The organism is Streptomyces sp. NPDC001927 (genome assembly GCF_053594455.1).
In genome coordinates this window covers 224,094-249,484 of record NZ_JBSFEN010000006.1, presented here as the reverse complement: position 1 = coordinate 249,484, position 25,391 = coordinate 224,094, and the positions used below count along the sequence as shown (strand labels likewise).

Sequence of the window (25,391 nt, the reverse complement as noted above, 5' to 3'; positions counted from 1 at the left end):
CTGCTTGGCGCGGGCCGTCTGCGCCTGGCCTTGCTCGTGGCGGCGCTCGCCGCCACCGCCTTCACGCTGCTTACCTCGATGCCAGCCCGTGCGGAGCCGAACCCGTCGGCGACCACGACCCCGATCAGCCCGCCAACGACTGCACCTGGGGGCCGCACCCCGACCGCGGAGGAGCTCGCCGAGATCGAGAAGATCGTCGGCGAGCTCAACAAGCGGGTCAGCAGCACGATGCAGGAGGCCTACCTCAGGTCTGAGGAGGAGCGTCTGCGCAAGTTGCTGCCCGACGAGGGCGGTGTCCTCGCGGTCTTCAATGTCACCGACCGCAACGGCATGCCGATTTCGGCCTACACGGTGAAGTCGGACACTGGCGGGCTGATGGACTGGGATCTCGGGCTGCAGAACCTGCTTGCCGAGCTCGCCTTCATGTCGACGAAGTGGGTGATCGCGTTCTGCTGCTGGCTCCTCGTGTGGGCCCTCAGCTTCGGCCCCGCCAAACTGCTCCTGGCGCCCGTCCTGTCCGTTGCCAACTCCCTGCATGCGCAGGTCATCCTGCAAATGGGGCTGCCCAGCCTGTTCCTGGCGGTCTGCGCGCTCGTGTGCGTGGCCCGCATCTTCTTCGGCGACCGGGCCAAGGGGTGGGCAGACGCAGCACTCTCGCTCCTGATCGCCGGTCTGACGGCCACGCTCTTGTCGTCGCCCCCGCAGCTCCTCCTGGGCGAGCAGGACAGCGCCATCGCTGCGGCCCGCGGCCTGGCCCTCGAAGTCGCCGACATCATCCTCGACGCCAACCCCGGCGAGCGGGAGAAGTCATCCGAAGACGAGGACTCGGCCAGCAGCCGCGCGCTCTCCCGCCCGCTGACCAACGCGCTGACCGATGCCTTCATCGTCAAGCCGGCCATGCTGCTCCAGTACGGCCGGGTCTTCGAAGGCGACTGCGCGAAGAAGTACTCCGACACCAAGGTCTCGCAACTCGCCTACGACCGGGCGATGAGCCAGCAGACGGAGCGGCTGAAGAAGTACAACAACTACCGCTCGTGGATCGACCCCTCGGGTGCAATGGTCACCGACTGGACCCTGCCCATCGCCAAGCAGTGGGCGGTCGACCACTTCGGTAACCCGCCGATGGAAGCCTTCGAGGCCGAGTGCGTCCAAGGCGACGCCCAGGCCGCGAAGCGCGCCTCGATGGACAAGGTCGGCGGAGCGATCTTCCTGCTCATCGCCGCCCTCATCGTGACCGTCCTGATCGCCGGACTCACCGGCTCATTCCTCGTCGCACAGTGCCGCATCGCCTGGGACGCCGTACGCGCCGAACCCGCCCTCGTCGCCGGCACCGTCCCCGGAGCGGGCCGCGCCTACCTGTGGGACTGGGCCGCATCCGTGCTGCACTCCCTCGGACAGCTCCTCGCCTCGATCGTCGGCCTCGCCGTCCTCATCCTCATCATCCAAGCGGTCCTCGACCCCGTACAGCAGGACTGGGGCAACGAACTCACCCTGCGGTTCCTCGCCGTGGACATCGTCTGCATCGCGGCGATCAGAAAGCGCCGAGCGCTCACCGTCAGGTCCCAGCAGGTGGCGGCCAACTTCCGCGCGAAGATGTCCGCAGGCAGGTTCGGCGGCGCCAACGGCTCCATCTTCACCCCGTCCTCCACACCGGTAGCGCGGAACCAGAGCATCACGCGCAGGGTCACCCGCGGAGCGGTCCGCACCACGATGGTCGGCGTCTCCCTCGCCACAGGAAATCCGGTGGCCTCCCTCGGCTACGCCACCTCCTCGAACGTCAGCGCCGTCGCGTTGCTGAACCGGATCCAGTCCGGGAACAGAGGCGGCGGCAACCACCCTGCGCGGCCTGCGGGCCGCCACCCGCAACCCAGGCCGCCCCACGCCGGCATCCCGGGCCCGACACCACCTCTACCGCCGCAGCCCTCTCAGCCGCCCAACCCGCCCGCCGACCCGGGAATCCAGCCACCTCGAGGCCGCGGGCACGACCTCCCCACCGGCAACAACCAGGCGACCTCCCCACAGGGCTCGCCCAACCCGCAGGCAGAGCAGGGGACAAGGCGGCGGGCTCAGCCCCGCCATCCAGTGCCGGCCCAGCCGGCGGCTTCGCCGCGCCAGCAGCAGCTCCGGCAGCGCCTGGACCGTGGTGCCCAGCGCCAGCCCGGTACACGGCGTCCAGCCGCTGTGACCCCGCGGCGGCCCAGTGATGCGACCCTCAGCCGCAACGAGCAGTGGGAGCTGAACCGCCGACGCCGCCGCCGGGACGATTCATGAGGAAGGGAGTGAAGGGGTGGCTGGCTGCTGTGGCCGGGCTTCTCGGGCTGGGGCTGGTCCTGGTTGCCGCGATCGCCGCCCACGTCGTCGGCCTCGGCCAGAGCGAGGCCGAGGCCGCAGCAGCCGTTGCACGTTGCCCCGCCGGCGGGCAGCCCGGACTCGACCCGGAATCCGCCGACATAGCCCGCAAGGTCAGGGAGATGCTGGCCGGCAGCGGCGACGTGAACGTGCCCGGTCTCTCCGAGCCCAAGAAGCAGCTCCCTAACGCGAAGACCATCGTCGCGACCGGCATCCACAAGCGGGTGCCGGCCCGCGGGCAGGTCGTCGCGCTGGCCACCGCCCTGCAGGAATCCACCCTGATCAACCTCGACCACGGCGACCGGGACTCGCTCGGCCTGTTCCAGCAGCGGCCCTCCCAGGGCTGGGGGACCCGCGAGCAGATCATGGACCCCGTCTACTCGTCCGGGAAGTTCTACGACCGGCTGCTGAAGCTGAAGGACTGGGAGCAGATGCCGCTCACAGTGGCCGCGCAGAAGGTCCAGCGCAGCGCTTTCCCCGACGCGTACGCCAAGCATGAGCCCCTCGCGACCGCCCTCCAGCAAGCCATCGCCCCCTCCCTCGGCGCCGTTCCCGACGGTCCGATGCCAGGACAGCCCGGCCTCGGAGGGGGCTTCGGCCCGGGAGTGTGCCCTGGACAGGGCGGCGGCAACGTGGACTTCGGGGAGATCCCGCCCGGCTCACTGCCGGAGGGCTACCAGATCCCAGCCACCGCGCCGATGCAGGTGAAGACCGCGATCCAATGGGCCCTGGGCCAACTCGGCACGCCGTACCAGTGGGGCGGCAGCTGCACCAACCCCCACGGTCCCAACCCGTCCGAGCGATGCGACTGCTCCTCCCTGACCCAGCGCGCCTACGGAGTCGCCGGCAAGCAGATCACGCGCACCACCTACACACAGATCCACGACGGCCATGCCGTCCCGACGAGCGCGATCCAGCCGGGAGACCTCCTCTTCGCCGTCGGTTCCGCCTCCCGCCCGGAACATGTCGCCATGGCGATCGGCTACGGATACGTCGTGCACGCTCCGAAGCCGGGCCGCGTCGTGGAGGTCGTCAAGCAGGCCAATTTGGGCCCGATCCTGCTGGTCGTGCGCGTCGTCTGATGGAACGTCGGGGCCCGCCCCGGACAACCGGGGCGGGCGCAGGGCGGGGCGAGGTCAGTGCTGGATGATCACGCAGGGGCGCTCGCTGCGATGGTCGAACCGCGAGCAGATCCGGTCTCCGTGCCGGTAGGACTTGTTCATCTTCCAGGCGACCACCTCGAATTTGTGCCCGCCGTACTTCACCGACGCGGTGGCCTTCCAGGACCCCACGGTCCGGATGCGCTTGCCACCCTGCGGCAGGAAGGTCTCGGCCCTGGCGCCCGGGTACCAGCCGTTGAGGGTGGCTCGTACCTCCTTTACCTTCAGGTCTTCGCCGATCACGCCGACGCCCACAGGCTCTTCTCGGCTCCACCGCTCGCGTACGCCGGAGCCGTACCAGCCAGCAGCAGAGCGGCCGCAGCCATGTAGATCACGTTCCTCATGGCAAGATCAACGGCGCCCACGCGGTGAAGGGCACTGGTAGTCCCGGCAAGCTTCGACGGAGGCAGCACGGCGGACGCCCGCTGACAGAGCGGACTATCTTCGTTGGCGACAGCTTTGAAGCCCCGCTGTGCCTACTGCTGTCAATCACCTCCACCACCGCCTCCGCCGAAACCGCCTCCATCCGTGCCATTGTCCGTTCCGTGACCGCGGTCGTCGTCGAGGGCTTTGCCCATGCGGATCAGGGTGCGCCCAAGGGTGTCGGGGACGGGGTGGGCGCCGGCAGTCCCGCGTCGGGCGGAGTCAGGGACGAGTGCGGCGGGACCGGTGAGCGCGTACGCGGGCACATGTCCCGCCGAGGCAGCGTCCGCGAGGCGTTGCCGTCCGGCGCGGGTGGGCTTCCGTCGTCTGCGACCCACCAGACCCAGGGAGACAAGGCGGCGAGCGAGTTCGTCGACCTCGGAGGAATGCCTGACAGCCTCGATGACCTCGCGCACCGGCTTGCTCCGCGGGCAGGCGACGAGGACGGCGAGCTCCACCGGGTGTTCGGGCCGCTCCTCACCGATGACGCGTAGGCGGGCGGCCCCCAAGGACAGCGTCCCGCGCTCAATGAGGGAGACAACCACACTCTCCGCGACCCGCAGCCCCCCGCCGGCAAGGTAGGCGTATTGGTAGGCGTCCAGGTCCTCGCCGCCACTGCCCGCTTCTCCGCGCCGGAACATCCGCGTCATCCCGCGTCCCCCTCAAGCCGACATGTTGCTCTCAGACCCGCATGATCTCGCCGGCGCTGCCGCTCCGGCGGGCCTTTACCCACGGTCAGAGCTTCTTCTGAGCTTCAAGACGCCAAGGACGGCGGTCTCCGGGCCAGGAATCAGACCGAACTCGCCACCGAAACCCGCTGGTTCTTCCACCGCCGACTCACAAGATCCACTTCGGCAGGGACAGCCGACTGGGTTCGCTGGCCGCTGGCCAGGAAGCCGCAACGACTGTGTTCGCTGTCAAACGCCTCGCTGGATGACAACGGACATCGGACGGACGCGCCAGCACCCCTCAATCGTCAAGGGATGGCAAAGCATTCGGGTGTGGTGTCTGGATCGGCCTCGAATTCCCACTTGGCCCGGGTGAAGGGCTTCTTCCCATCGACCTGGAGGATCCGTGCACGACACCACCCCGCCCCGGCCGACCTCGGTCCGGCCGACATGATGACGGACCTGCCGGTAGAGCAGTTCCTCGCCCGGCTCCAGGCCGTCCTGAGCGCGGCAGCGCCGTACCTCGTTGCCCTCGGCGTGCTTGGGGCGGCGGTGTGGGTGTGGTGGACGACCCGGCGCGATGCGCTCGTCAGGGGGGCGCTCGCCGACCGGGTTCAGGTTGAGGTGATCCCGACAGCCACCTTCGACCCCACTGAAGGTGAAGTGGGCCGGTGGGCCCGCCAGCTCGGGCGGGTGCACTACGCCGCTGCCGGTGTCCCGGCCCGCGGATCCGCGGTGCGTCTGCGGTACACCGCCGTGGAGGGAAGGATGCGCTGCTACATCGAAGGCCCGGCCGCCGCGGCCGCGATCGTGGCCATGCCCGGCTTCGCTGAGGTTGAGGTCCGAACCCAGCACGGCCAGGCCGATATCCGACCGGTCCGCTTCTCCGGCCGGGGAGGAACGCCGTGACCACCGTCATCTCCCTCGCCAAGCCGGCCCACGCGACCACCTCACAGAGCCGGGCGCGCCGGTACGTGCATCGCGCCGAGCTCACCCTGGGGCTGCCCGACTACAAAGCCCTCGCCTCGCTCGGCCTGAGCCCTGATCCTCTCCAGCAGCTGGCCGCGGCCATGGCTTCTGTACGCACCGAGGACGGGGAGAAGGCCGAGGCCACCTTCGACCTGGTCCCGGTCTCCGAGCGTCGCCTGGCGCGTCGTCGGCGCGGTCTGATAGCCCGGGCCGCCCGCCGGGGGCCGTCCGCGTACGGCGAGCGCCTCACCGGCGGCCTCGGCGGAGGCGGCTACTGGGGCTCGATGACCTCCGCCTGGTCCGGCGGCGCTGGCGCCTCCAACCGCTCCAAGCGGATCCCGCGGCAGACCGACCTGCGTGACGGAGTCGGAAAGTTCGCACCCGCCGCCGGGGCGGTGTTCGCTGTGCAGATCCTGCTGCGCACCGAAGCAGCCCAACCGCAGCTGGCCCTGGCCCGGATGAACCAGTTGATCACGGCCCTGTCGATGACCTCGGGCGAGAACTACCTCAAGGTCCACCGGCCCCGCCGTTGGGCGATCGGCCGGTTCGAGCGCCGGTTCGGGAGCGGGGAATTCGCGCCGCGTCGCCGACAGTGGCTGACTGTGCCTGAACTGGCCGGATGGCTCAAGCCGCCGACGGTGAAGTGCACCGCGTCCAGCGTGGTCCGCACGGAAGGTCTGGTCCCGCCGGCCCCGGCCGACCTCCCCGCCTACACCGGGCAGCGCGACCTGATCCCGCTCGGCGCGGTCGTCTACCCCGACGGCCGCGAGCGGATCGCGGCGGCCCGGGTGGAGGACCTCCTCTTCGGTCTCCAGCTAGGCAAGGCCGGCCACGGTAAGACAGAGGAGGCCCTCGTCCAGTGCATCGCGATGGCCCACTCCGGATACGGCTGCTGGTTTCTCGACCCTCACGGGGAGGGGTGGGCCCGGGCGAAACCGTACCTGGCGCACCCGGAGATCGCCGACAGGCTCTGGGAGATCAACCTCGCCAAGGCTGACCCCGACCAGCTCGTCGTCTCCTGGAACCCGCTGTCGATGGAGGGCCGCGCCCTCCCCGACGTCCAGGACATCGTCCGCTCTGTCACCGAGGGCATCGCCGCGGCCCAGGACTGGGGCGACAACGCTCCCCGCGCCCGTACGATCCTGGCCCGCGCTTCTCAGGCCCTGGCCCTGCTCAACCTCCAAGCCGTCCAGTCCGGCCACCCGGAGGCGCAGTGCACCCTGTTCCAGATCCGCACCTGGCTAACCGACGAGGACTGGCGCGAGCAGCTCCTGCCCAGGCTCCCGGACCGCGTCCGCGCCTACTGGGAGACCACGTTCACCAAGCTGGGCCCGGACGCCGTGCCGACCGTCACCTACGCCATCGACCGCCTCGACACCAGTCAGAGCCTTCAGGGGTTCTTCGGCAGCCCTCGCTCCGCCTACGACGTCCGCCACGCCATGAACACCAGCAAGGTCGTCTTCGTCTGCCCTTCCGGCAGCGAGAGCGACGCCCTGGTCAACTGCCTGCTCATCCACGACCTGCACCGCGCCGGCCTCTCCCGGCAGGACACCCCCCGCGAGCAGAGGAACACCTTCTGGGCCTGGGGCGACGAACTCACCGCACTCGACTCCTCCAGCAAGGGCTTCCTCGCCGCCATCGCCGAGCAACTCAGGAAGTACGAGGTCCGCTTCATCGGCATGACCCAGATGGCGCTCCGGCTCTCCGCCATCACCCGCCAGGCCCTCCTGCAGAACCAGAGCTGGCTGTCGACCTGCGCCGCCGACTACGACGAGGCCGCCTTCGTCGCCAAGCGGTGGAACGGGCACGTCTCACCGGAGACGATCACCGAACTCCCGAAGTACCACTACGTGATGTCCGTGAACCTCAACGGCACCAGGACCACGCCCTTCCGGGTCCGCGGCCTGCCCGTCGACGAAGTCTTCGCGCACTACAACAACCCCGACGGCGTCGCCGCCCTCGACCAGGCGATCGACACCAACCTCAATCGCCGCCCGCTGAGCGACATCCTCACAGGCCTGGAGGTCCTCGACGGCACCGTCCTCGCCCACCACACCGGACGGCGCCCGGGCTCAGCAAGCGCAGGCGACCCCACCAGCGTCATCGACTAGAACGGAAGCCTACCCATGCCCTACCCGCAGTCCGCCCCCACCGGGCTGGGAAAGATCGCCCAGCAGGCCGCCCAGGTCCTCTACCAGCACCGCCTGGTCTCCACCCGGCAACTCCACCGGCTCATCACCCCGCACCACACACGCACCGAGTACCTCCGCCGACAGCTCCACACCCTCCGCGAAGCCGGATACGCCGGCGTCGTCGGCCGACGCGCCACTGGCCAGACCGAACTCCTGTGGTGGCTGACCGAAAAGGGAGCACACGCCGTCGAAGCCGTCGGCCTGCTGCAGCAGCGCCCGTACCGGATGAGCCCAGAAGCCGCGCTCGGCCCACTCCAGGAACACACCCTCGCCGTCGTCGACACAGGCGCCGCGTTCGTCGAGCACGCACGCCACCTATCCCACGAATGCGAACCACTCGACTGGTCGCCCGAGATCGCCCACTACTACCGCGACGAATCCCGCCCAGGAGAGGAGCTGAGCCTTGTCCCCGACGCCGTCCTCAACTACGTCCACACCCAGGGCAAGCAGCGCACCCTGCTCACATTCTTCATCGAGGTCGACCGCACCCAGATGACGATCGCCCGCCTCGCCCAGAAGCTCCACGCCTACGCCGCGTACAACACCTACGCACCCCAGCCCCAAGGCGCAAGAGCACCCCGCGGGACTCGACGCCAGTCCACGGCACAAGCGTGGCGAAGCCGCTACCCCGCATACCCCCGACTCCTGCTCATCCTGACCGGTGCCCCCGAAGAACGCCTCGCCCGCCGGATCGCCGACCTGCGCAGCCTCGCCGCCAGCGACCCCACACTCACCAACACCGGCCTGCGCGCCGGCGTTACCACCCTCGGCCAGCTTCAGCACCGCGGCCCATTCGAATCAATCTTCACCCCGATCCTCGGACCCGCCGAGCCCACTGACGCCTGGCTACGCCCGTCGCTCTCGCAGCCTGATTGCTCCCGAAAGCACCTCTAGATCGACGACCTTCCGCGCTTCACGGAGCTCACCTGCGCTTTCCCACGTCGCCGCCATCTTCATCTGGTCAGCCAGGTGACTGCGGCCACCTAGACCCATCCCTCGTCGAGGTACACCGTCCAGGTGTCTCCCACCGCCTTGTGTAGTTCAACCAGGGCCGCAACGTCTGCGATGGCTGCCGGGGTGTCGGACAGCCGCAACGGGGAGTCCGGGACGCTGTTGCGGGTGTAGACCGGCAGCTCGCCATTGCAGCTGAAAGCGTGAAGCGATGGGGGAGCATCGTTGAACCATGCCGGACAGTTCTCCTCGGCCCACGCAGCCGCAGCGTCGACACGATCCAGACGCACCAGTAGATGCTCAGGAGCAGGCCCGCCACTGAACTGCACGAGGAAGCCGTGAGCGTCCACTGCCCACCAATCCCACAGGAATCCGGGTCGAGGGTGCCGCAGGAGTGTCGTCATGGCGTCACCGTATCCAGGGCAGACAAGGCCGTTGAAGGTGATCCGAAGGAAACGACCTAGTGCCACACGGTGAGCTCTCGGGGCGGGAGACCCCGTTCATTGTGTCGATGTGCGCCGGTGGATTGTGCCGCCGGGGATCCCGCGTGCGTCGGGGGAGGGGGATCCTCCTGTTCGCATGATGGGTCTGGTCGCTTCCGATCAGGTGCGTGTGTCGATCTTGGCGGCGCAGTCGTGGCAGCGAACCTCGTAGTACCGGCGGCGGCAGCCTCTGGAGTACACCTGAAGGGCATAGACGTGCTGCCCCTCGGTGGCCTTGAAGCTTGCTCGGTAGTCGACGAAGCTCGCGACCCGCAGGGTGACTTCGACCTCCGTGGTCACGACCCACACGTGCGAGAGGTCTCTTGTCTGTCGCGGGCGGGCGCGGTCGGCGGCGGGCTCTGAGGGGCGGGTTACTGAGGCGTTTTCGTCGAGGAGCCGGAAGGCGTGGGCCGGGGTGCCGGGTGTGACGCTTCCTGGCAGGGGCAGGACCCGCTGCGGGCTCCAGCCATGGGAACAGGCCTTCCGGCAAGTGGGAGCGGTTGGTCTCTGGCCAGAGGGGGCTGTCGTGGTCCTCGGTTCGGTTCACTGAGGGGTGGCACAATGCACAACCCCCTTGACTGCCGGAACGTCAACGGCCGCGTGTGTTACACCTCTACATGCCAGAAGGGCCCGCTCATCGGCCATGAGGCGAATGAGCGGGCCCTTCGACGGAGTCACCAGCTGAGGGTCTGGCCTTGTGCGGTGACCGTGATGGTGGCCTTCTCGATGGTGGGCTTCCCGGCTGTGTGCCAGCGGCCGAGCTGTTCCTCCACGGCGTCCCAGAGACGGTCCGGACCATCCTGGCGGGTGATCCATCGCCCGGCTTCCTCGTAGACCGCAGCCCACGATCCGGAGAGGACGTCGATCAGGACGTGCTCGGTGTGACCATCCCGGCTGAGCGTGAGCCGCTGGGCGTTCGGGGCGGCGAACTGAGCGATGAAGCGGGAGTTCCAGTCATTCAGGACGTCGGCGCCGATGCTCGTTGGCCGCTCCGTGCCAGCCCCTAGGTCGGGGAGCAGGCCGAGCGGGGGAGGTGACTGCGGTCGGGCGAGCATGAAGCTCACCTGCCCTCCCAGTAGCGGGCCGGAGGCTGTGCCGTCTTCGTGGACGGTCAGGCGGGTGAGTTCCGAGGAGTGGAGCCAGCCGCCGATGGCGGCGAGGATCAGTCCGCCAGGCCGGGTCTGCTCACTCCAGGCCAGGGGCACGGTCTTGATACCGCAGGTCGCGATGATTCGGTCGTACGGGCCCCCGTCTGCGTGCCCGAGTAGCCCGTCTCCGGTGACCAGCGCCGGGTGGATGCCCTGTTCCCGAAGGGCTGCCCCGGCCCTGCCGGCAACGCCGCTGTCGTATTCGACGGAGGTGACGAGGTCGTTTCCTAGCCGTGTGGCGAGGAGGGCGGTGGAGTACCCGGTGCCGGTGCCGATCTCCAGAACACGCATTCCGGGTTCGACCTGGAGATCCTCAAGCATCCGCAGGACGAGGGACGGCAGGGTGCTGGAACTGGTCGGCTCCCTCATGATCTGGCCGCGGACGTCCTGCGGGAGGATCGTGCCCGCGATCTGCGTCACCAGAGACTCGTCCCGGTAGCAGGCCTCGAGCCATCCGTGATCGTCCTGCAGCACCGGCTCCCAGGCCGAGCCACCGGCGTGTCGGAAGAACCCACCACGCAGGAAGTCGTGCCGGGCCACGGTGGCGAACGCTGCCTTCCACCCGTCGGAGCGCAGGCTGGCGCCTGCCGTGAGCTCGTTCAGGAGCTGTGTGCGAAGTTGCTGAGCCCGGTCGGTCACGGCTTCCTCTCCAACAGGTCAGCCAGCGCTGCACACATGGGCAGGCCAGTCTCGGTCTCCAGCCAGTACCACTGGCCGGACGCGTTGCACTCCAGGAACCACCATCCCCCGTCCTCGCCAACACAGAAATCGAAAGCGCCGAAGACGAGCCCGAAGTGGTCCAGGTACCGGCGCAGCGCACGCCGGATCCCTGCCGGAGCTTCTACGACGGTGTAGGTGAGCCGGCTGTAGTCGGTTCGCCAGTCCAGGAGGTCACACTCGATCCGGACGCTGAACACGTGCTCTCCGATGACGGTGACACGTACGTCGGCGGTCTTGGGTACCCGCTGCTGGAAGAGGTGCGCCGTGCCGGACACACTGTCGTCGATGTCGGCGGCCGCCACTTCGGCGATCTTGACGACGTTGGAGATGCCGTCGACCAGGTAGACGGGATTGTGAAGCGGTTTGTAGACGACGGACTCGTGCCGTCTCACGAACGCCCGTGCTGCGTCGGCACTGGAGGTGATGAGGGTGGGCGGGACGAGGAAGCCGGCCTCGACGGCGGCCGCGAGACCGGAGGGCTTGAACTCGGCGTCGCCGATACGGTGTGGGTGGTTGACGTAGAGGCATGCGGGGAGCGATGCCAGTACGCCGCCGAGCCCGTAGCGCGCCTGTGTGACGGCGAAGCGCGCGTCCTGGTCGCGCAGGTGTGGAAAGGCGAAGCCGGTAGGGCGGCGGTAGTAGAAGGACCGCACGCCCGCCAGGTCGGCGGCGCGGGAGGGGGTGACGAGCTGTCCCCGGATCCCGTGCTCGGTGATCTCGGCCTCCACCGACAGTGATGCGGGGAAGTCCCCCGAGTCGAGCCGCACGACCGGGACACCCCGGTCGTGCAGCTCGCTGATCACCACGTCGGCGGTGGGGTCGTACAGGCTGGTGACGACCAACACCGGACGCGTATCAGTCACTGGTCGTTGTCACTCCCGGAGTCCTCGTCCTGGGTGGAGCCGTTCCCGTCCGGGCTGGTGCCCGTCGCGGGGGAAGTGCCGGTCGAGGTGCCGTGACCGGGCATCTCCATCACCGCGCCGCTCTGGTCGAAGAACACCGCGGTCTGGGTGTCGGGGTCGAGCCTGACGGAGCTGTGCACGGGCGCCATGGTCGGATAGGGCGCCATACGGCCCACACCCCACGGGGCCGGAGTGACGAGACCCTGCGGAACGGGCGAACTGGTCGGGAGACGATCGGAGTGGGCGAACATGCTTCTCCTTGGTCGAAGGTAACGTGCATCGTTGGGGGCGGCTGCCCCGACGCCGGTCGTCAGCCCATCGGGAGACGAATCGGCGAGTCTTGTGGGGTCCCCGAATCGGCACGGGGGATCACAGTGATGCGGCGTAGCTCTCGGACGAACGGGCAGGCGACGACGAACGCGATGTCCGGAGAGTTGTCGAGCGCCAGCCGTCGGGATCGGGGGAGCGGTTGGCTGGGGCGGGGGCGGAGCGTGCCACGGAAGCCGCTCTGATCAGCCTCACGAACGCACCGCTCGACGCGGCCGTCCCGTAGCCGGGGGCAGAGCTGGGGGACATGGCCGCGCCCGCGCACATGGGCCGGATCGCGGTCCGTACGCCCTCCCAGACCGTGCCCGTTGTGCCGACGAGGTCCCGGCTGATGGCGTCGTGTTCCGGGTTGGCGTACGCGACACCGCGTTCTGCGATCGCGATTCTCACGGCTGCCAGGCCCTCTCCCCGTCGCGGGAGCACGAAGGGCGCTCTCCTGCCAGGCCCGCGAGGGACGGGGGCACGAACTCGAGGAAGGCGTTGTTGCCGCCGAGGAGCCGCAGAGTCCGCTCGTAGGTGTCGGTGCTGGCGGGCAGCATGCGGCGGTCGAGGGTGAGGATGCCGTCGACGATCGGCGAATCGGTCGCGGAGCAGGCCATGGCGAGCCCTCTGGCGTGGCCGGGGTGATCGAAGTACTCGTCCTCGCCGATCCGCCAGCCGCGCGACTGGGCGTAGTCCGCAAGGAATGGCCGGACTGTCATGCTCGTCGTGTAGAGAAGGACTGTCGGCCGCCGCCCGGCCATGCGCGCGTTGATAATGGCGTCGCGGCGCTGAGTGCGCCGTAACGCGGCGAGACGGCCGGCCCGAGTTGGCCATGGCGGGGTCAGGAGAGGCATCCGGAGTCACTGTTCTGTAGTCGTGGGCTGCAGGGAGGGCACCCCCGGTGTCCAAGCCAGATCCGCTCCGGCACCAGGGGGTGAGCCCGTGTCGGGCAGCTTCGGCATGGTCGCTGCTGACACGGGGTTCAGGGAGTCATGCCGAGGCGCTCCGCGAACGCGGCATGCGGCGTCGGCTCAGGCCGGAGTTCAGCCAGGGCCTCCCAGAGCGGGGCGGTTGGGACGAGGCGGTCACTCGCCGAGGGCCGGAACCAATACGGGCCCGGCTCGCTCGGCGGTGTCGTGGCGTTCAGCGAAGGCAGCGTGATCTTGAAGGGTGCGCCGACGCACACGGCGTGCGTGTGCGGTTCCCACCGGCCGGAGGCCCCAGGAGGAACGAACCAGTAGAAGAGGCCATCCCTCGTGTCCTCCACGACGGGGCCGCATCCGCCCTGAACCTCGTCCATGAGGACGGCCACAGCACGGGCCTGCACACCGGAGCTGGTGACGACGACGTCGAAGAGATTGCCGCCCAAGCGGACACCCGTGTCCTGGCATGCGGCAACTCCCAGGAGACTGCGGAGAACCTCGGCGAGGTCAGCCATGTCGGCCGCCGGCACCCCAGGTCCGCCAGCGGCGTGGACGAGGGACTGCATCATCCTCGCGGTATCGGCTGTCACGGCAGCGCGCGCGGTCACAGATCCACCGGGCACGGCCGCAGCGTGGCACGCACGGTCTTGCCCTGGCCATCGGGAAACCACGAGAGCTCGGCACCGAGACGCTGCGCCCCCCACAGGCCGCGGCCCAGCTCGCCTCGGACAGCCTCGTCGAAGCGTGGAAAGTCCGGGGTGTGGTCCTGGACGTCGATGAGGAGTTCGAGGCGCTCGTTGATCCGGAGCCATGCCTCCAGCCTCCGGCCGGCGCTCGTCTCGGCGAGACCGTGTTCTACGGCGTTGCGGACGAGCACGTGCAGAACGTCCACGGCGGCGTTGTGGGGGCCGGGCCAAGCCATGATCGTGAGCAGCGTTCTCGCGTTGACCCGGGCGGCGCCGATCGCGTTGCTGTTGGGCGGGAGCGGCAGAGCCGTCTCGTGTAAGACCTGTGCGGGTGGCGCGGCAAGGGCCATCTCGTGGGTTCTTTCGGTGAGGGGGATGGCGCACCAGGTCGTGGTGCCGTCGTCGCTCGTGCCCCATGAGTCAGCCATAGCGTCGACGAGGAGGAGCCCGCGGCCGCTCTCCTCGTCGACGCCAGCGTTCCGTAGTTCCGGGCGGCGGGGGGAACCGTCGTTGACCTCGATCACACACTGGTCATCGCAGAGGTAGACGCGTACGCGCACGTCCGGGCCGGTGGCGTGTCGCAGGGCGTTGGTCAACAGCTCCGTAAGAAGCAGCTCAGCCGTTTCGACAACGTCTACGCAGCCCCAGCGCGTAAAGCTGGCGCGGACGACCTGCCGGAGTCTCCCGGGCCAGAGCGCGTCCGACTCGGACAGCTCTGTGGATGCGCGGCTGGGACGCCGGGCAATCGACAAGTCGAGGGCCGTTCGAGTGTTCTCCATGTGCATCAGAGCGCGGGATGCCACTTCTCAACCTCCAGCCAGGCAGTAAGGGACGTCACGGCGGATGGCGTTGCGAGGTCGGTGGCCGACTGCTCAAGGTCACGCGGCGCCGTGGCACAACTACGTTGACCCATGCGAGAGTTCCCTTGCAAGCGCAAGTGAAGATTTCACTTGAGCTGGCATATGCCAACGCTCACGGGACTCTCTGTGCAAGGAGGGCTTGCGGTGGCACACTCAGGACTGACGCCCAGATCCGCTGCACACGCACGTCAACCCGAGAGACTCTCTCCCGAGTTCGGAGGACTCTCCACCCTTGACGATGGACTCCGGGCAGAATCGACGACTGGACTCGCAGGAGGAGGCGACCACGTGGCGGCCCCGACCGGACCCACCGTTCGACGCATGCAGCTCGGCATAGAGCTGGAGCGCCTTCGTAGGCAGGCCGGCTTCACCAGCCTCAAGGACGCTGTGCAGGGACTCGACATCTCTGACTCGCAGCTGTACCGAGTCGAGAAGGGCACGTCAGCCTTCCGTCGAGCCGCTGATCTCGTCGCGGTGCTGGAGCGTTACGGCGTGACCGACCCGGACGACGTTGAGTTCCTCGTCGCTATCCACAAAGACAGCCTCAACCGCGGATGGTGGTCGACGTTCGCGCGCACACTGCCTTCGGGCATGGCCATGTACGTTGGCCTGGAGGACGGCGCACGAACCATAAGGGCGTGGCAGCCGGACGTTGTCTTCGGGCTGCTCCAGACGGAAAACTACGCGCGCGCCGTGTTCCAGACGGGCAAGCTGGTCGAGGAGAAGACGACCGAGTTCGTAGAGCGTGGCGTGGCGCTGCGTATGGAGCGCAAGGAGATCCTGACACGGGAGAACCCGGTCGAGATCCGAGCCATCTTGTGCGAGGCGACACTCCGACGGAACATGGGCGGCCCGGAGGTCATGCGTGAGCAGATCGAACATCTCGTCAAGGTCGCTGCCTATGACAACGTGACCATTCAGGTGCTGCCGCTGAGCGCGGCCACGTACCGATCGAACTTCGACTTCACCCTGATGGAGTTCGAGGGCAACCTCCCCACCGTCGTACAGATGGACTTGCCCGATGGCGCTTCCAACCTCAGCGACAAGGACACTGAGGTCTGGTCATTCTCCCGCAGGTTCGATGCCCTGCGGGATGGCGCGCTCCCTGTCGGAGACACGCCGGTTTTCCTGCACCAACTAGCCCGAGAGATTCGATAATGGCCCACATCAAATCCCTGGACCTCGCGTCAGCCAACGCCTGGTTCAAGTCGTCCTTCAGCGGCAACGGCAACAACTGCATCGAGGTCGCTGCCCTCGGGGCGTCGGTCGGTGTCCGCGACTCCAAGGAGCTGAACGGGCCCGCCTTCGTCGTCGCTTCGACCGCGTTCGCCGGATTCGTGTCCGCCGTGAAGGCGGGCACCTTCAGCGCATAGCCGAGAATGGAAGGTTCGGCTTCCCTTACGCCACTGAGGGGGAAGCCGGACCTTTGTACATCTGTACCCGCAGGGCTTCGCGAGCCTACCCAACAGGTCTGACAGTTGAACGATCGGCTACGCGTGGGCGAGGCCTTCGCACTCTGTCGGGAGGGCGTACTCCTGGGTGGGCGCGTGTACAGGCACCTTCTCGAAGGGATCGTTGCGCAGCCTGAGCCGGACGTACATTTTCCGTGCGGGGGAGAGGGGGAGTTCGGGACCCCGCCGCCGGCGGCCGGTGCGTTCGAGTTCGTCGTCGGTGGTGCCGTTCTGGGCAAGGTCGGTGGCGTCTCCAGCGCGGAGGCCTTCGGAGGAGACGTGCCGTCCGTCGGTCACCAGGCTGGCGGAGCGTGGCTCCCCGAAGCCGCCTGCCTCGGCGGCGAGACCCTAGGGGCCGACCTCCACACTGCCGGCCTCGGAGCAGGCGACCTCATCGCCACATGCTGTTTACCGCTGTGCCGCAACCGCTCCTTCGGCGAGCACCTCGGCCGAGGGCTAATGGTGGCCGAAGCCATGGCCGCCACCGGCTAGACCATCAATAGAGTCGCCTCCTTCGGCTCGATCTTCGCCCTGGCCCATGGGCGCGGCGTCGACATGTCCATCACGTCCGTCGTGACCGCCGTCCTCATCGCGTCCGATGCAGCGAATGGGCGATGAGCCGCAGCCCGAAACCCGAGCGCCGATGGACACGACGGGGGTGGCCCCGCGCCGTGCGAAGTACGCGGAGCCACCCCAAAGGGGTCCGCCCATCGGGGGCGGAGCCACCAACCTGACAGTACGGGGGGCGGCGACCGGCGGCACGGGGAGGCGACCTGGATGGGGGCGATAGGGGCTCCGCATTCAGGGTCGTTGCGTTGCCAGTGTTGCCCCCAAAGACGATCGCCGTCCCCGGGCCGTCGCGGCGACCAACGCCTCGGGCTCGCGTGGTGTACGTGGAGACTGCGATATCGACGGCGATGCCCAAGTGAACTCGGCTTCAGATTTGAGTCACTGTGCACAATTGCGGCGATATCGTGATCCGGCGTGGCGAAGAACTGCCGTAACTGGATGTGTAGTTCAGCGTTCTTTGCGTAACGTATGCCGCTGGACCAATTGCGCCTGGGACGTGACGCGACACTGACGGCGTGGTCCGTGCAGGTGAGACTGGATGACCGCAGCTGTACGGGGGAGGCGCTGTGAAGGCGAGCGGGCGTATGAAGCACATCTCAGTTCGCACCCGAAACCGCGCACGAGGGATCGTGGCGTTTCTGGCGGCGAGCGCGGTCTTCGCTGCCGCTGGGTGTACCAGCAACACGGAATCGCCCGAGACCAACGGGCCAACGTCGCAAGCCCCGTCAGTCGCCACCTCGGAATCGAGTCCGCCGGACTCCACAGAGGTTGCGAAGAAAGAAGCCATCGCCACCTACGAGGCCTACTGGCAGGAGATGGCGAAGCTCTACGCCAACCCCCTGGGAAAGGCGTCCAACCTGAAGCAGTACGCGGCAGCAACCGCATTGATCAGCGCAGAGAAGGACGTCAAGGAGACGCACGCCAAGGGCAACCTCATTGTCGGGGAGGTCAACGTTGAGAGGCCAACTGTCACGAACCTGGACACAAGCCGGAAGACCTTGACCACGACACTCTCCAGCTGCCTTGACGTCTCTCGCTGGATCGTCGTCGAATCCTCGACCAAGAAGCCAATCACTCTGCCGGCGAAGCGGCTGACCAAATACGTCATTGTCTCGACCGTTGAGCGCTGGCCCGACGGTTGGAAGGTCATCAAGGACGAGCCGCAGGGGAAGGCATGCTGACCCGCTGGGCTGCCGCGCCCATGACTCTGGCCGCTGCCGCGACTGTGATGGCGCTCGCCCAGCTGGCTTACGCCGACGGCCCGAACAGCGGGGCCAGTGGCTGCCAAAAGTTCGTCTGCGTTGAGGTGGAAGTACCCGGCAAGCCAGCAGGGAAGCCCGGCGGCTCCGTCGGTGGTCAGGCAGGCGGCAGCAGCGGGAGCGCTAGCAATGAACCGGTGTGCACATACAAGAAGCTCGAACCGCAACCCGCTCCAGAGAGCATCCTCTGGGAAGGCCACGCGCCCGGAGACGGAGCGGTCTACCAACGCGAGTGCAATGGCGGGCATGAGGGCGCCACAATCGGCACCATTTGGGCATCAACGGTACCCGGGCCAACTATTGGCGACCCAGCGGTGCTGGCCCAGCGGGCGCTCGACAAGATGCTGTTGCGTGGCCCGGAGATCGGGATCACGCCCGAACCGGGCGGCGAGGGGGTGGTCGGCATGCCGGTCTACCTGTGGACCGAGCGGGGACCGGAAACTTTCGGACCGAACACAGCCAGCGCGTCCGCAGGCGGCGTCACTGTGGTGGCGACCGCGAACGTGTTGAAGATCGTGTGGACCATGGGCGACGGGAAGTCGGTCACCTGTACGACGCCGGGAACTCCCTACAAGGCGGAGTACGGCAAGAGGCCGTCGCCGGACTGCGGTCACCGCTACAGCACGCCGTCCTCGACTACTACGTCCGGGAAGTTCCACGTGACGGCGACGTCCACCTGGACGATCGACTGGACAGCCAGCAGCGGTCAGACAGGCCAGCTGACCGAGGTTCGCACCAGCTCCGTGGACGTCACCGTCGCTGAAGTCCAGGTCCTGAACTAGAACTTCCTCTGCACAAGTCGAGAGGCACTCCCCGTATGGAATCCCCCGTCGCCGCGCCGGCGGTGCCGCGCCCTGCCACCCCGGCACGCCCCGAAATCCCGATCACCACCAGCGCCCCGGTCAAGCGGGAGCGCCGCTGGTCGGTTGCCGCGCTGTGCATCGTTCTGGCCGTTGTCGCCGGGCTCGGCGCGGCCGCCGCCGTCACGTCGGCGAGTGACCGCATCAAGGTGTTGGCCATTGCCCGCGACGTCCCGGCTGGCCAGGCCCTCACCACTGCGGACTTGATCGTGGCCGAGGTGAGCGCGGACGCCGCTCTTGCTCCCGTCCCGGCCACGCAAGAGGCGTCGATGGTCGGCAAGCGGCCTGCTGTGGACCTGCGCAAGGGTGGCCTGCTCACCATCTCCCAGCTCGCGAGCGGCACGGGCCTGGGGGACGACAAGCAGCAGGTCGGTGTGCAGGTCAAGCGCGGCCAGGCCCCGGCTGGCACGCTCGCCCCCGGGGACAAGGTTCTCGCGGTCACCACGCCCGCCCAAGGAGAGCAGCCCATCGGCAAGGACGCCGAAGTGCCACCGTCGACCATCAACGCCGTCGTGGTGACCGTGTCCCGGCCGGACGCCTCCGGCAACGTCGTGGTTAACCTCGCAGTCTCTCCGGCGGATGGTCCCCTTCTGGCCACCCGGGCGGCACAGGGCCGGATCGCCCTCGTGCGCGAACCGCGGAGCAGCTGATGCCGGTTACCGCACTCCTCTCGGCGAAGTCCTGCGGTGTCACCACCGCCGCACTCGCCCTCACTCTCGCCTCGACGCGCCCGAGCCTGCTCGCCGAGTGTGACCCTGCGGGTGGCACTATCCGGGCCGGGTTCCTCCAGGGCGAAGCCGGCGCCGGGGTCGGGCTCTACCATCTGGCGGCCGCGGAGCGCATTGGCCCGGACGCGCTCGCGCAGGCCTTCGCGTCCCACCTGTGGCCGATGGACGAGGCCGGACATCGCAAGCTGTTGCCCGGCCTGACCGATCCCGGGCAGGCGGCCGCGCTGGGCCGGACCTGGCCGGCCCTGTCGGAGGTCATGCACGTCCTGGCGGAGGAAGCCGGATACGACGTCTTCGTCGACGCCGGCCGACTCGCGCTCGAGTCCGGTCGGCTCCACACCACGCTCACGCCCGCCGCGCTGCTGCACCGTGCCGATCTGGTGCTCCTGGTCGTGCGGGGAACTGAGCAGTCCCTCACTCTGGCACGGCACGTCATCGACCCGCTGCGCACGGAGCTGGCCGAACACGGCAACGGACCTGACGCGCTCGGCCTGCTGCTCATCGAGGACGGCCCCTACCGGGCCCACCAGGTCACCGAGGCCCTGAAAGTGCCGATCCTGGCAGCGCTGCCGTACGACCCCGCGACCGCCGGGTACTTCACGGCCGGGGGCCGACCGCCGCGCGGCTACGGCCGAAGCCCGTTGCTGCGTCATGCCCGCACCGCGACCGAACAGTTCGAAGTTGCCGCCTCCCTCCGGGCGATACAGCAGCAGTACCCGGCCCGCGCGGTGAACCCGCAGCTGGCGGGCGTCCTGCAGCGTCTGACAGAACGAGGTGGGGCGCGTGGCTGACACCCACCAGCGACCCGGTGTCAACGGGCACCCCGCGCCGATGGGCCGGGAGGACATAGCGGGCCTGCTCGCCAGCCGTCTCGGCCAGAACCGCCCGCCCACGCCCGCGGCTCCTGCGCGGTCGCCAGCAGCCGTTGTTCCCGCCCCCACGTTACCGACTGCTGCCGTCGGGCCTGCGGCCATGCCGCGGCTGGCCGGTCTACCCGGGGAGATCCCTGTCGGGTGGGAGGTGATCGAGGATCTGCAGGCTCTGGTGTCGAAGCAGCTCAGCGCGGAGGACCCGGACAAGCTCATGGAGGAGGCCGACCGGCGTGCGCTGGCCAAGTCGCTGGTGCGTAACGCGGTCGCGGACTGGGCGGCCAAGTACGCGCAGGGCAACACGCCGCTCACCGCAGAGCAGGAAGCGGCGATCGGTACTGCGGTGTTCGACTCCATGTACCGGGGTGGGCGGCTGCAGTCGCTGCTGGACCAGGAGGGCGTCGAGGACGTGATGGTCGACGGCCTGCGCGCCTTCGTCGAATTCCACGACCGTCCCCGTCAGACGGTCGAGAAGGTCGCCGATTCTCCGGAAGAGCTGATTGCCTGGGTGAACCGGATGGCCCGCTTGTCCGGGCATGGCGAGCGATCGTTGACGCAGGCCACGCCGATGGTCGGCTTCCGCATGCCGGACGGCTCCCGCGTCACCGCGAGCCTGCTGACCACGCGTCCGTCCGTCGTGATCCGCCGGCACCGCATCCGGCAGCACGGCATCGCCGAGCTGGTCCAGTGGGGATCCATCAACCCGATCCTGGAACGGTTCCTGACCGCGTGCGTGCACGCCAAGATGAACATCCTGGTCGTCGGCGACATGGGCGCCGGCAAGACGTCACTGCTGCGTGCACTGGGCCGCGAGATCCCGCCGGCTGAACGCCTGGTCACCTTGGAGTCGGATCGGGAGCTGTACCTGGACGAGCCCGGCCCCAAGCCAGGCCCCGTGACCTACGCGTTCGAAGCGCGGCAGTCCAACGGTGAGGTCCGGGGCGGGAACGCCGCGGGCGAGGTCACGATCTCGGACATGTTCGCCACCGCCCTGCGCTACAACGCGACCCGTGTGATCGTCGGCGAGGTCCGCTCCACGGAAATCGTGCCGATGCTGCAGGCGATGTCCGCCGGCGGCTCCGGCTCGATGTGCACCCTCCACGTCCGCCGTCCGCACGCCATCGTCAGTCGCCTGGTCCAGCTGTGCACTGAAGCGGGCATGCAGACCGAGGCCGCGCACCACCTCATCGCTTCCTCCATCGACGTCGTCGTCTACCTGACCTACCTGGACGAGACCGCGATCGGCGGGCGTAAGCACCGGTTCGTTTCCCACATCTACGAGGTCCACGACGTCGTCGGCGAAGGCGGCCGCCCCGTCACCACCGAACTCTTCGCACCGCAAGGCGGCGAGCTCCGCGCGATCTACAAGAACATGCCCGGCTTCGTCGACGACCTCGAACGCACAGGCCTGTTCTACCGGCAGTGGCTCACCGAAAACCCGTACGGGGCGTGGCTCGGCCCGATGCAGACTGTAGGCCGCCGATGACCACCTCTCAGCTCGCTCTCGTCGCTGCCTGCTGCACGGTCCTGGCCCTCCTGGCGCTCCTCGCCGCCGGGCGGGAGTTCCGCGGCCGGGTTCCCGACCCGGCGAAACCGGCATCCAGCCTGAGCGGTCGGCTCCAGCGTGCGAAGGCGGAACTCCCCGAGGCGTGGCAGAGCCGTTGGCGTCACCTCGTCACGACCGCGGGCATCGTGACTCTGGTGGTGTGGGCGTGGACCGGATGGCCCGTCCACGGCCTCCTCGCGGGCGCCGCCGTCCTTGGTCTGCCCTTCGTCCTCAACCCCGGAACCGCCGCAACCCAGCGCATCGAGCGCCTTGAAGCGCTCGGGCAGTGGCTGAACCATCTCGCTGGTGTTCACCAGGCCGGCATCAGCCTGCCCCAGACGATCCGTGCCTCGGCCAAAGCCGCCCCTGCCCCGATCACGCAGAACGTGCGGGCGCTTGCCGAGCGGCTGCGCGCCGGGATGGAGACAGACGGCGCCTTTGCCCTGTTTGCCGACGAGCTCGCCGACGGCGTATCCGACCACGTTGTCCTGCTGTTCCAGTCGCACGCCGTCTACAAGGGCCCGGGCCTGTCCGACGCGCTGGAGGCGCTCGCGGTCACGATCCATCAGCAGGCCGCCGACGCCCGCGACATTGAGGCCGACCGCGCCAAGGTCCGCAAGTCCAGTCGCATGGTCAGTGCCGTGATCTGCTTCGTCGTGGTCGGCTGCATGCTCAACGACGCCTGGTCCGGCTGGTACCAGTCCCCGCTCGGCCAAATCGTCCTTGCCGTCCTCGGAGGGTTGTTCGCGTACACGCTGCGCTGGCTGCGGAGGATCGCCCGCACCGCCCCCGACCCGCGGCTGATCGACCCTCTGCCCGTCGCCCGGCTTCAGGCCGCACAGGCCCCCAGCGACCAGGGAGGCACCCGGTGATCGCCATGGAGGCCGTCCTGCCCGCGGCCGCCGCCGGCGCCCTGATCGGCCTGGCCGTCCGCGCGCTGCTTCCCGCCCGCCGCGACCTCTCCGCCGCCTTGGACCGCCTCGACGTCTCCAAGACCAACGCCCCCCGTCTCGCGGCCGCAGCGCCCGTGACCACGGGCACGCTGCCGGAGCGGATCGGCGCCCGGCTGCTCGGCGAGTTCGGCAGCCGGATCACCCTGCCCCACAGGGACCTGAACCTGCTGCGCATCAGCCCGGCCCAACACCTCGGCAGGCGATTCCTGTTCGCCCTCTACGGCCTGCTGCTGCCCCAATTGCTCCAGGCCCTGATGGCTCTCGCCGGAACGCCCCTGCCGTACACGCTCCCCGCGATCGTCTCCCTCGCCATGGCGGGCTTGCTCTGGTTCTGGCCCGGAAAGGACGTCGCCCGTGACGCCGCGGCCGCCCGCCTGATCGTGCGGCACGCCGCCGCCTCCTACCTGGAGCGCGTGGCCCTCGCCAGGATCGCGAACTCCGGCGCCGCGCAGGCCCTGACCCAGACCGCGGAGGTCGGCGACGGCTGGATCTTCGTCCGCATGCGGCAGGTCTTCCACGAGGCCGACCTCGCCGGCGTCACAGTGTGGGACGCGCTCAAGCAGCTCGGCGACGAGCTCGACATTCCCGAACTGACCCGCCCGGCCGACACCCTCGCCCTGGCCGGAGACGGCGCCGCCGTCTACACCACCCTCCAGGCCCAGGCCCGCCAGCTGCGTATCGCCCTGCTGTCCGATGCGAAAGCGCAGGCCAACGAGGCGAGCGCCGCGATGATCCTGCCGGTCACCTTCGGCGTCATCCTCATGCTCGTCTTCGTGATGATCCCCATCACGATCACCATCCTCGGAAGCTGAAGGAGACAACACCCCCGTGGACATCCAGACCCTGACCGTGTGGATCCGCACCCGGTACCAGCACCTGAAGGACCAGCGCGACCGCGGCGCGACCAGCACCGAGCTCGCCCTGATCACCGGCGCGCTCCTGGTCGGTGCCGGACTCCTCGTCGTCGCAGTCCGGAGCAAGCTGCTGGAGAAGATCGGCATCATCAACGGCGGATGAGCAGGACCAGGGGCAACAGTACGGGACGGGAACGAAAGGGACGGGGGAGGGACAGCGTGAACCGACGGATGCTCAGCCGCGCGACGGCGTTCATGCGACGCCGCGCACCGCGGGGCGAGCTAGGGGCCGCAGCGGTGGAGTTCGCCGTCCTCGCGCTCGTCGTGCTCGCCCTGGTCTTCACCGCCATCCAGGTCGGCCTGTACTTCCACGCCCGCAAGGTCGCCCAGTCCGCCGCCCGCCAGGGCGTTGAAGCAGGGCGTCAGTTCGGCGCGAGCGAGGGCGACGGCGTCGCCCAGGCGCAGGCGTTCCTGAGCCGCTTCGGCAGCAGCGTCCGGGGCGCCAGTGTCTCGTCCGCGGGAAGCACCGCGGACGAGATCCGCCTCACCGTCCGTGGCAGCGTCGCGACCCTCGTACCCGGCCTGACCCTCGACATCGTCCAGCACGCCGACGCCCCCGTCGAACGGTGGACCACCCCGTGACCGCCCCCACCCTCCGCCGACACCTCACAGCGGCGCTACGCCGCGACCAGGGCTCCTACGCCCTGGAGACCGCCGTCCTCGCACCGGTCATGATCGGCCTCCTCCTGCTCATGATCGCCTTCGGACGGGTCACGGACGCCGACGGTGCAGTGGACTCCGCGGCCCGCGCGGCGGCCCGCGCCGCCTCCCTCGAACGCGACGCCGGCACCGCGCAGGCCAGAGCCCAAGCCGCCGCGGACCGCAGCCTCGCGGGGGAGGGCATCACCTGCCAGAACTCCACCGTCGTCATCGACACCGCCGGCTACGCGCTCGACCTCGGCGTCGAGGCGAGCGTGACCGCAACGATCGCCTGCACCGCGAACCTCTCCGACATCGGGCTGCCGGGCCTGCCCGGAGCCAAGACACTCACCGCGTCATGGACCAGCCCCCTCGACACATACCGGGGCCGACAGTGACCATCCACACGAAGGACCAGGAAGCCCGTCGGCGCGCGGCCGCGCCAGCGCGCGGCCGAGACCGCGGCTCGATGTCCACCTATTTCGCTCTGTCCACGCTCGCGATCCTCATGGTCATGGGCCTCCTCGTGGACGGCGGCGGAGCGCTGAATGCGGCGAACCGCGCCACCTCCCTTGCCCAGGAGGCCGCCCGCACCGCCGGCCAGCAGATCGACCCGGCCCAGGCCATTGAAGGCACTGCCATCACCATCGACCCGGACGCGGCCGCCGCAGCCGCCCAGGACTACCTCGCCGCCGCCGGCGTCCAGGGCACCGTCACGGTCACTGACGGAGGACTAAGCATCCTCGTCACCGTCAACGACACCTACGACACCTTCTTCGCGCAGTTCGTCGGCAAGGGCACGATCCACGTGACCGGCACCGCGACAGCACACCTGCAGACCCAAGCTGGAGGCTGAGCCA

29 protein-coding genes are annotated in these 25,391 nt (G+C 68.7%); 19 read left to right on the top strand and 10 right to left on the bottom strand.

Going from position 1 to position 25,391, the window contains the following annotated elements; translation table 11 throughout:
• Positions 1–78: 78 nt before the first annotated feature.
• Complete coding sequence (locus ACWCO8_RS18300; RefSeq protein WP_451033066.1) at positions 79–2,271, top strand: proline-rich domain-containing protein; 2,193 nt, start codon at positions 79–81, stop codon at positions 2,269–2,271.
• On the top strand, positions 2,268–3,431 hold the full coding sequence (locus tag ACWCO8_RS18295; protein ID WP_451033065.1) for a C40 family peptidase: 1,164 nt from the start codon (positions 2,268–2,270) through the stop codon (positions 3,429–3,431). The genes ACWCO8_RS18300 and ACWCO8_RS18295 overlap by 4 nt, the downstream gene beginning before the upstream one ends.
• Before the next feature lie 54 nt (positions 3,432–3,485).
• Here the strand turns inward: ACWCO8_RS18295 and ACWCO8_RS18290 are convergent, their stop codons facing one another.
• Positions 3,486–3,764, bottom strand: a complete 279-nt coding sequence (locus ACWCO8_RS18290; protein ID WP_451033064.1) for a hypothetical protein — start codon at positions 3,762–3,764, stop codon at positions 3,486–3,488.
• 230 nt (positions 3,765–3,994) lie between these two features.
• On the bottom strand, positions 3,995–4,582 hold the full coding sequence (locus ACWCO8_RS18285; protein WP_451033063.1) for a TIGR04222 domain-containing membrane protein: 588 nt from the start codon (positions 4,580–4,582) through the stop codon (positions 3,995–3,997).
• Between the two features lie 390 nt (positions 4,583–4,972).
• On the opposite strand from ACWCO8_RS18285, the gene ACWCO8_RS18280 reads away from it, so the two are divergent.
• The 3 genes from ACWCO8_RS18280 to ACWCO8_RS18270 are packed head-to-tail and all read left to right on the top strand — an operon-like array spanning position 4,973 to position 8,655.
• Positions 4,973–5,509 (top strand): hypothetical protein, encoded by a 537-nt coding sequence (locus tag ACWCO8_RS18280; protein ID WP_451033330.1) that lies wholly within the window; start codon positions 4,973–4,975, stop codon positions 5,507–5,509.
• Complete coding sequence (locus ACWCO8_RS18275) at positions 5,506–7,680, top strand: ATP/GTP-binding protein (protein WP_451033062.1); 2,175 nt, start codon at positions 5,506–5,508, stop codon at positions 7,678–7,680. The genes ACWCO8_RS18280 and ACWCO8_RS18275 overlap by 4 nt, the downstream gene beginning before the upstream one ends.
• Before the next feature lie 15 nt (positions 7,681–7,695).
• Entirely contained in the window at positions 7,696–8,655 is a 960-nt protein-coding gene (locus tag ACWCO8_RS18270) for a replication-relaxation family protein (RefSeq protein WP_451033061.1), read from the top strand.
• Positions 8,656–8,744: 89 nt separating this feature from the next.
• On the opposite strand, the gene ACWCO8_RS18265 is transcribed toward ACWCO8_RS18270, so the two are convergent.
• The 8 genes from ACWCO8_RS18265 to ACWCO8_RS18230 form a co-directional block, all read right to left on the bottom strand.
• The gene (locus ACWCO8_RS18265; RefSeq protein WP_451033060.1) at positions 8,745–9,116 is read right to left on the bottom strand and encodes a hypothetical protein; all 372 of its coding nucleotides are present in this window, start codon (positions 9,114–9,116) and stop codon (positions 8,745–8,747) included.
• A gap of 198 nt (positions 9,117–9,314) precedes the next feature.
• Positions 9,315–9,494: a hypothetical protein gene (locus tag ACWCO8_RS18260; RefSeq protein ID WP_451033059.1), complete on the bottom strand. Its 180-nt coding sequence runs from the start codon at positions 9,492–9,494 to the stop codon at positions 9,315–9,317.
• 374 nt (positions 9,495–9,868) lie between these two features.
• On the bottom strand, positions 9,869–10,981 hold the full coding sequence (gene tgmC / locus ACWCO8_RS18255; RefSeq protein WP_451033058.1) for an ATP-grasp peptide maturase system methyltransferase: 1,113 nt from the start codon (positions 10,979–10,981) through the stop codon (positions 9,869–9,871).
• Entirely contained in the window at positions 10,978–11,925 is a 948-nt protein-coding gene (gene tgmB / locus ACWCO8_RS18250) for an ATP-grasp ribosomal peptide maturase (RefSeq protein WP_451033057.1), read from the bottom strand. The genes tgmC and tgmB overlap by 4 nt, the downstream gene beginning before the upstream one ends.
• Positions 11,922–12,215: a putative ATP-grasp-modified RiPP gene (gene tgmA, locus ACWCO8_RS18245; RefSeq protein ID WP_451033056.1), complete on the bottom strand. Its 294-nt coding sequence runs from the start codon at positions 12,213–12,215 to the stop codon at positions 11,922–11,924. The genes tgmB and tgmA overlap by 4 nt, the downstream gene beginning before the upstream one ends.
• Before the next feature lie 462 nt (positions 12,216–12,677).
• On the bottom strand, positions 12,678–12,992 hold the full coding sequence (locus ACWCO8_RS18240; RefSeq protein ID WP_451033055.1) for a hypothetical protein: 315 nt from the start codon (positions 12,990–12,992) through the stop codon (positions 12,678–12,680).
• A gap of 263 nt (positions 12,993–13,255) precedes the next feature.
• Complete coding sequence (locus tag ACWCO8_RS18235; protein ID WP_451033054.1) at positions 13,256–13,711, bottom strand: hypothetical protein; 456 nt, start codon at positions 13,709–13,711, stop codon at positions 13,256–13,258.
• Positions 13,712–13,800: 89 nt separating this feature from the next.
• On the bottom strand, positions 13,801–14,667 hold the full coding sequence (locus tag ACWCO8_RS18230) for an ATP-binding protein (RefSeq protein WP_451033053.1): 867 nt from the start codon (positions 14,665–14,667) through the stop codon (positions 13,801–13,803).
• A gap of 396 nt (positions 14,668–15,063) precedes the next feature.
• Here ACWCO8_RS18230 and ACWCO8_RS18225 point away from each other — a divergent pair, with 396 nt between their 5' ends.
• From ACWCO8_RS18225 to ACWCO8_RS18160, 14 genes are all read left to right on the top strand, one after another.
• Entirely contained in the window at positions 15,064–15,900 is an 837-nt protein-coding gene (locus ACWCO8_RS18225) for a helix-turn-helix domain-containing protein (RefSeq protein ID WP_451033052.1), read from the top strand.
• Positions 15,900–16,115 (top strand): DUF397 domain-containing protein, encoded by a 216-nt coding sequence (locus ACWCO8_RS18220; protein ID WP_451033051.1) that lies wholly within the window; start codon positions 15,900–15,902, stop codon positions 16,113–16,115. The genes ACWCO8_RS18225 and ACWCO8_RS18220 overlap by 1 nt, the downstream gene beginning before the upstream one ends.
• Before the next feature lie 123 nt (positions 16,116–16,238).
• Positions 16,239–16,685 carry an NAD(P)H-dependent glycerol-3-phosphate dehydrogenase gene (locus tag ACWCO8_RS18215; RefSeq protein ID WP_451033050.1) on the top strand — a complete coding sequence of 149 codons (447 nt, stop codon included), beginning with the start codon at positions 16,239–16,241 and terminating at the stop codon, positions 16,683–16,685.
• 662 nt (positions 16,686–17,347) lie between these two features.
• Positions 17,348–17,944: a hypothetical protein gene (locus ACWCO8_RS18210; RefSeq protein WP_451033049.1), complete on the top strand. Its 597-nt coding sequence runs from the start codon at positions 17,348–17,350 to the stop codon at positions 17,942–17,944.
• Entirely contained in the window at positions 17,938–18,804 is an 867-nt protein-coding gene (locus ACWCO8_RS18205; protein ID WP_451033048.1) for an ATP/GTP-binding protein, read from the top strand. Before ACWCO8_RS18210 ends, ACWCO8_RS18205 begins: the two co-directional genes overlap by 7 nt.
• Before the next feature lie 35 nt (positions 18,805–18,839).
• Positions 18,840–19,532, top strand: coding sequence for an SAF domain-containing protein (locus ACWCO8_RS18200; RefSeq protein ID WP_451033047.1), 693 nt, complete (start codon positions 18,840–18,842; stop codon positions 19,530–19,532).
• Complete coding sequence (locus tag ACWCO8_RS18195; protein ID WP_451033046.1) at positions 19,532–20,401, top strand: hypothetical protein; 870 nt, start codon at positions 19,532–19,534, stop codon at positions 20,399–20,401. The genes ACWCO8_RS18200 and ACWCO8_RS18195 overlap by 1 nt, the downstream gene beginning before the upstream one ends.
• Positions 20,394–21,965 (top strand): CpaF family protein, encoded by a 1,572-nt coding sequence (locus tag ACWCO8_RS18190; protein ID WP_451033045.1) that lies wholly within the window; start codon positions 20,394–20,396, stop codon positions 21,963–21,965. Before ACWCO8_RS18195 ends, ACWCO8_RS18190 begins: the two co-directional genes overlap by 8 nt.
• Complete coding sequence (locus ACWCO8_RS18185) at positions 21,962–22,897, top strand: type II secretion system F family protein (protein WP_451033044.1); 936 nt, start codon at positions 21,962–21,964, stop codon at positions 22,895–22,897. The genes ACWCO8_RS18190 and ACWCO8_RS18185 overlap by 4 nt, the downstream gene beginning before the upstream one ends.
• Before the next feature lie 5 nt (positions 22,898–22,902).
• Positions 22,903–23,790, top strand: coding sequence for a type II secretion system F family protein (locus tag ACWCO8_RS18180; RefSeq protein WP_451033329.1), 888 nt, complete (start codon positions 22,903–22,905; stop codon positions 23,788–23,790).
• Positions 23,791–23,806: 16 nt separating this feature from the next.
• On the top strand, positions 23,807–23,995 hold the full coding sequence (locus ACWCO8_RS18175) for a hypothetical protein (RefSeq protein ID WP_451033043.1): 189 nt from the start codon (positions 23,807–23,809) through the stop codon (positions 23,993–23,995).
• 56 nt (positions 23,996–24,051) lie between these two features.
• The gene (locus ACWCO8_RS18170; RefSeq protein WP_451033042.1) at positions 24,052–24,474 is read left to right on the top strand and encodes a TadE/TadG family type IV pilus assembly protein; all 423 of its coding nucleotides are present in this window, start codon (positions 24,052–24,054) and stop codon (positions 24,472–24,474) included.
• On the top strand, positions 24,471–24,929 hold the full coding sequence (locus ACWCO8_RS18165; protein WP_451033041.1) for a TadE/TadG family type IV pilus assembly protein: 459 nt from the start codon (positions 24,471–24,473) through the stop codon (positions 24,927–24,929). Before ACWCO8_RS18170 ends, ACWCO8_RS18165 begins: the two co-directional genes overlap by 4 nt.
• Complete coding sequence (locus ACWCO8_RS18160) at positions 24,926–25,387, top strand: TadE/TadG family type IV pilus assembly protein (protein ID WP_451033040.1); 462 nt, start codon at positions 24,926–24,928, stop codon at positions 25,385–25,387. The genes ACWCO8_RS18165 and ACWCO8_RS18160 overlap by 4 nt, the downstream gene beginning before the upstream one ends.
• Positions 25,388–25,391 lie beyond the last annotated feature (4 nt).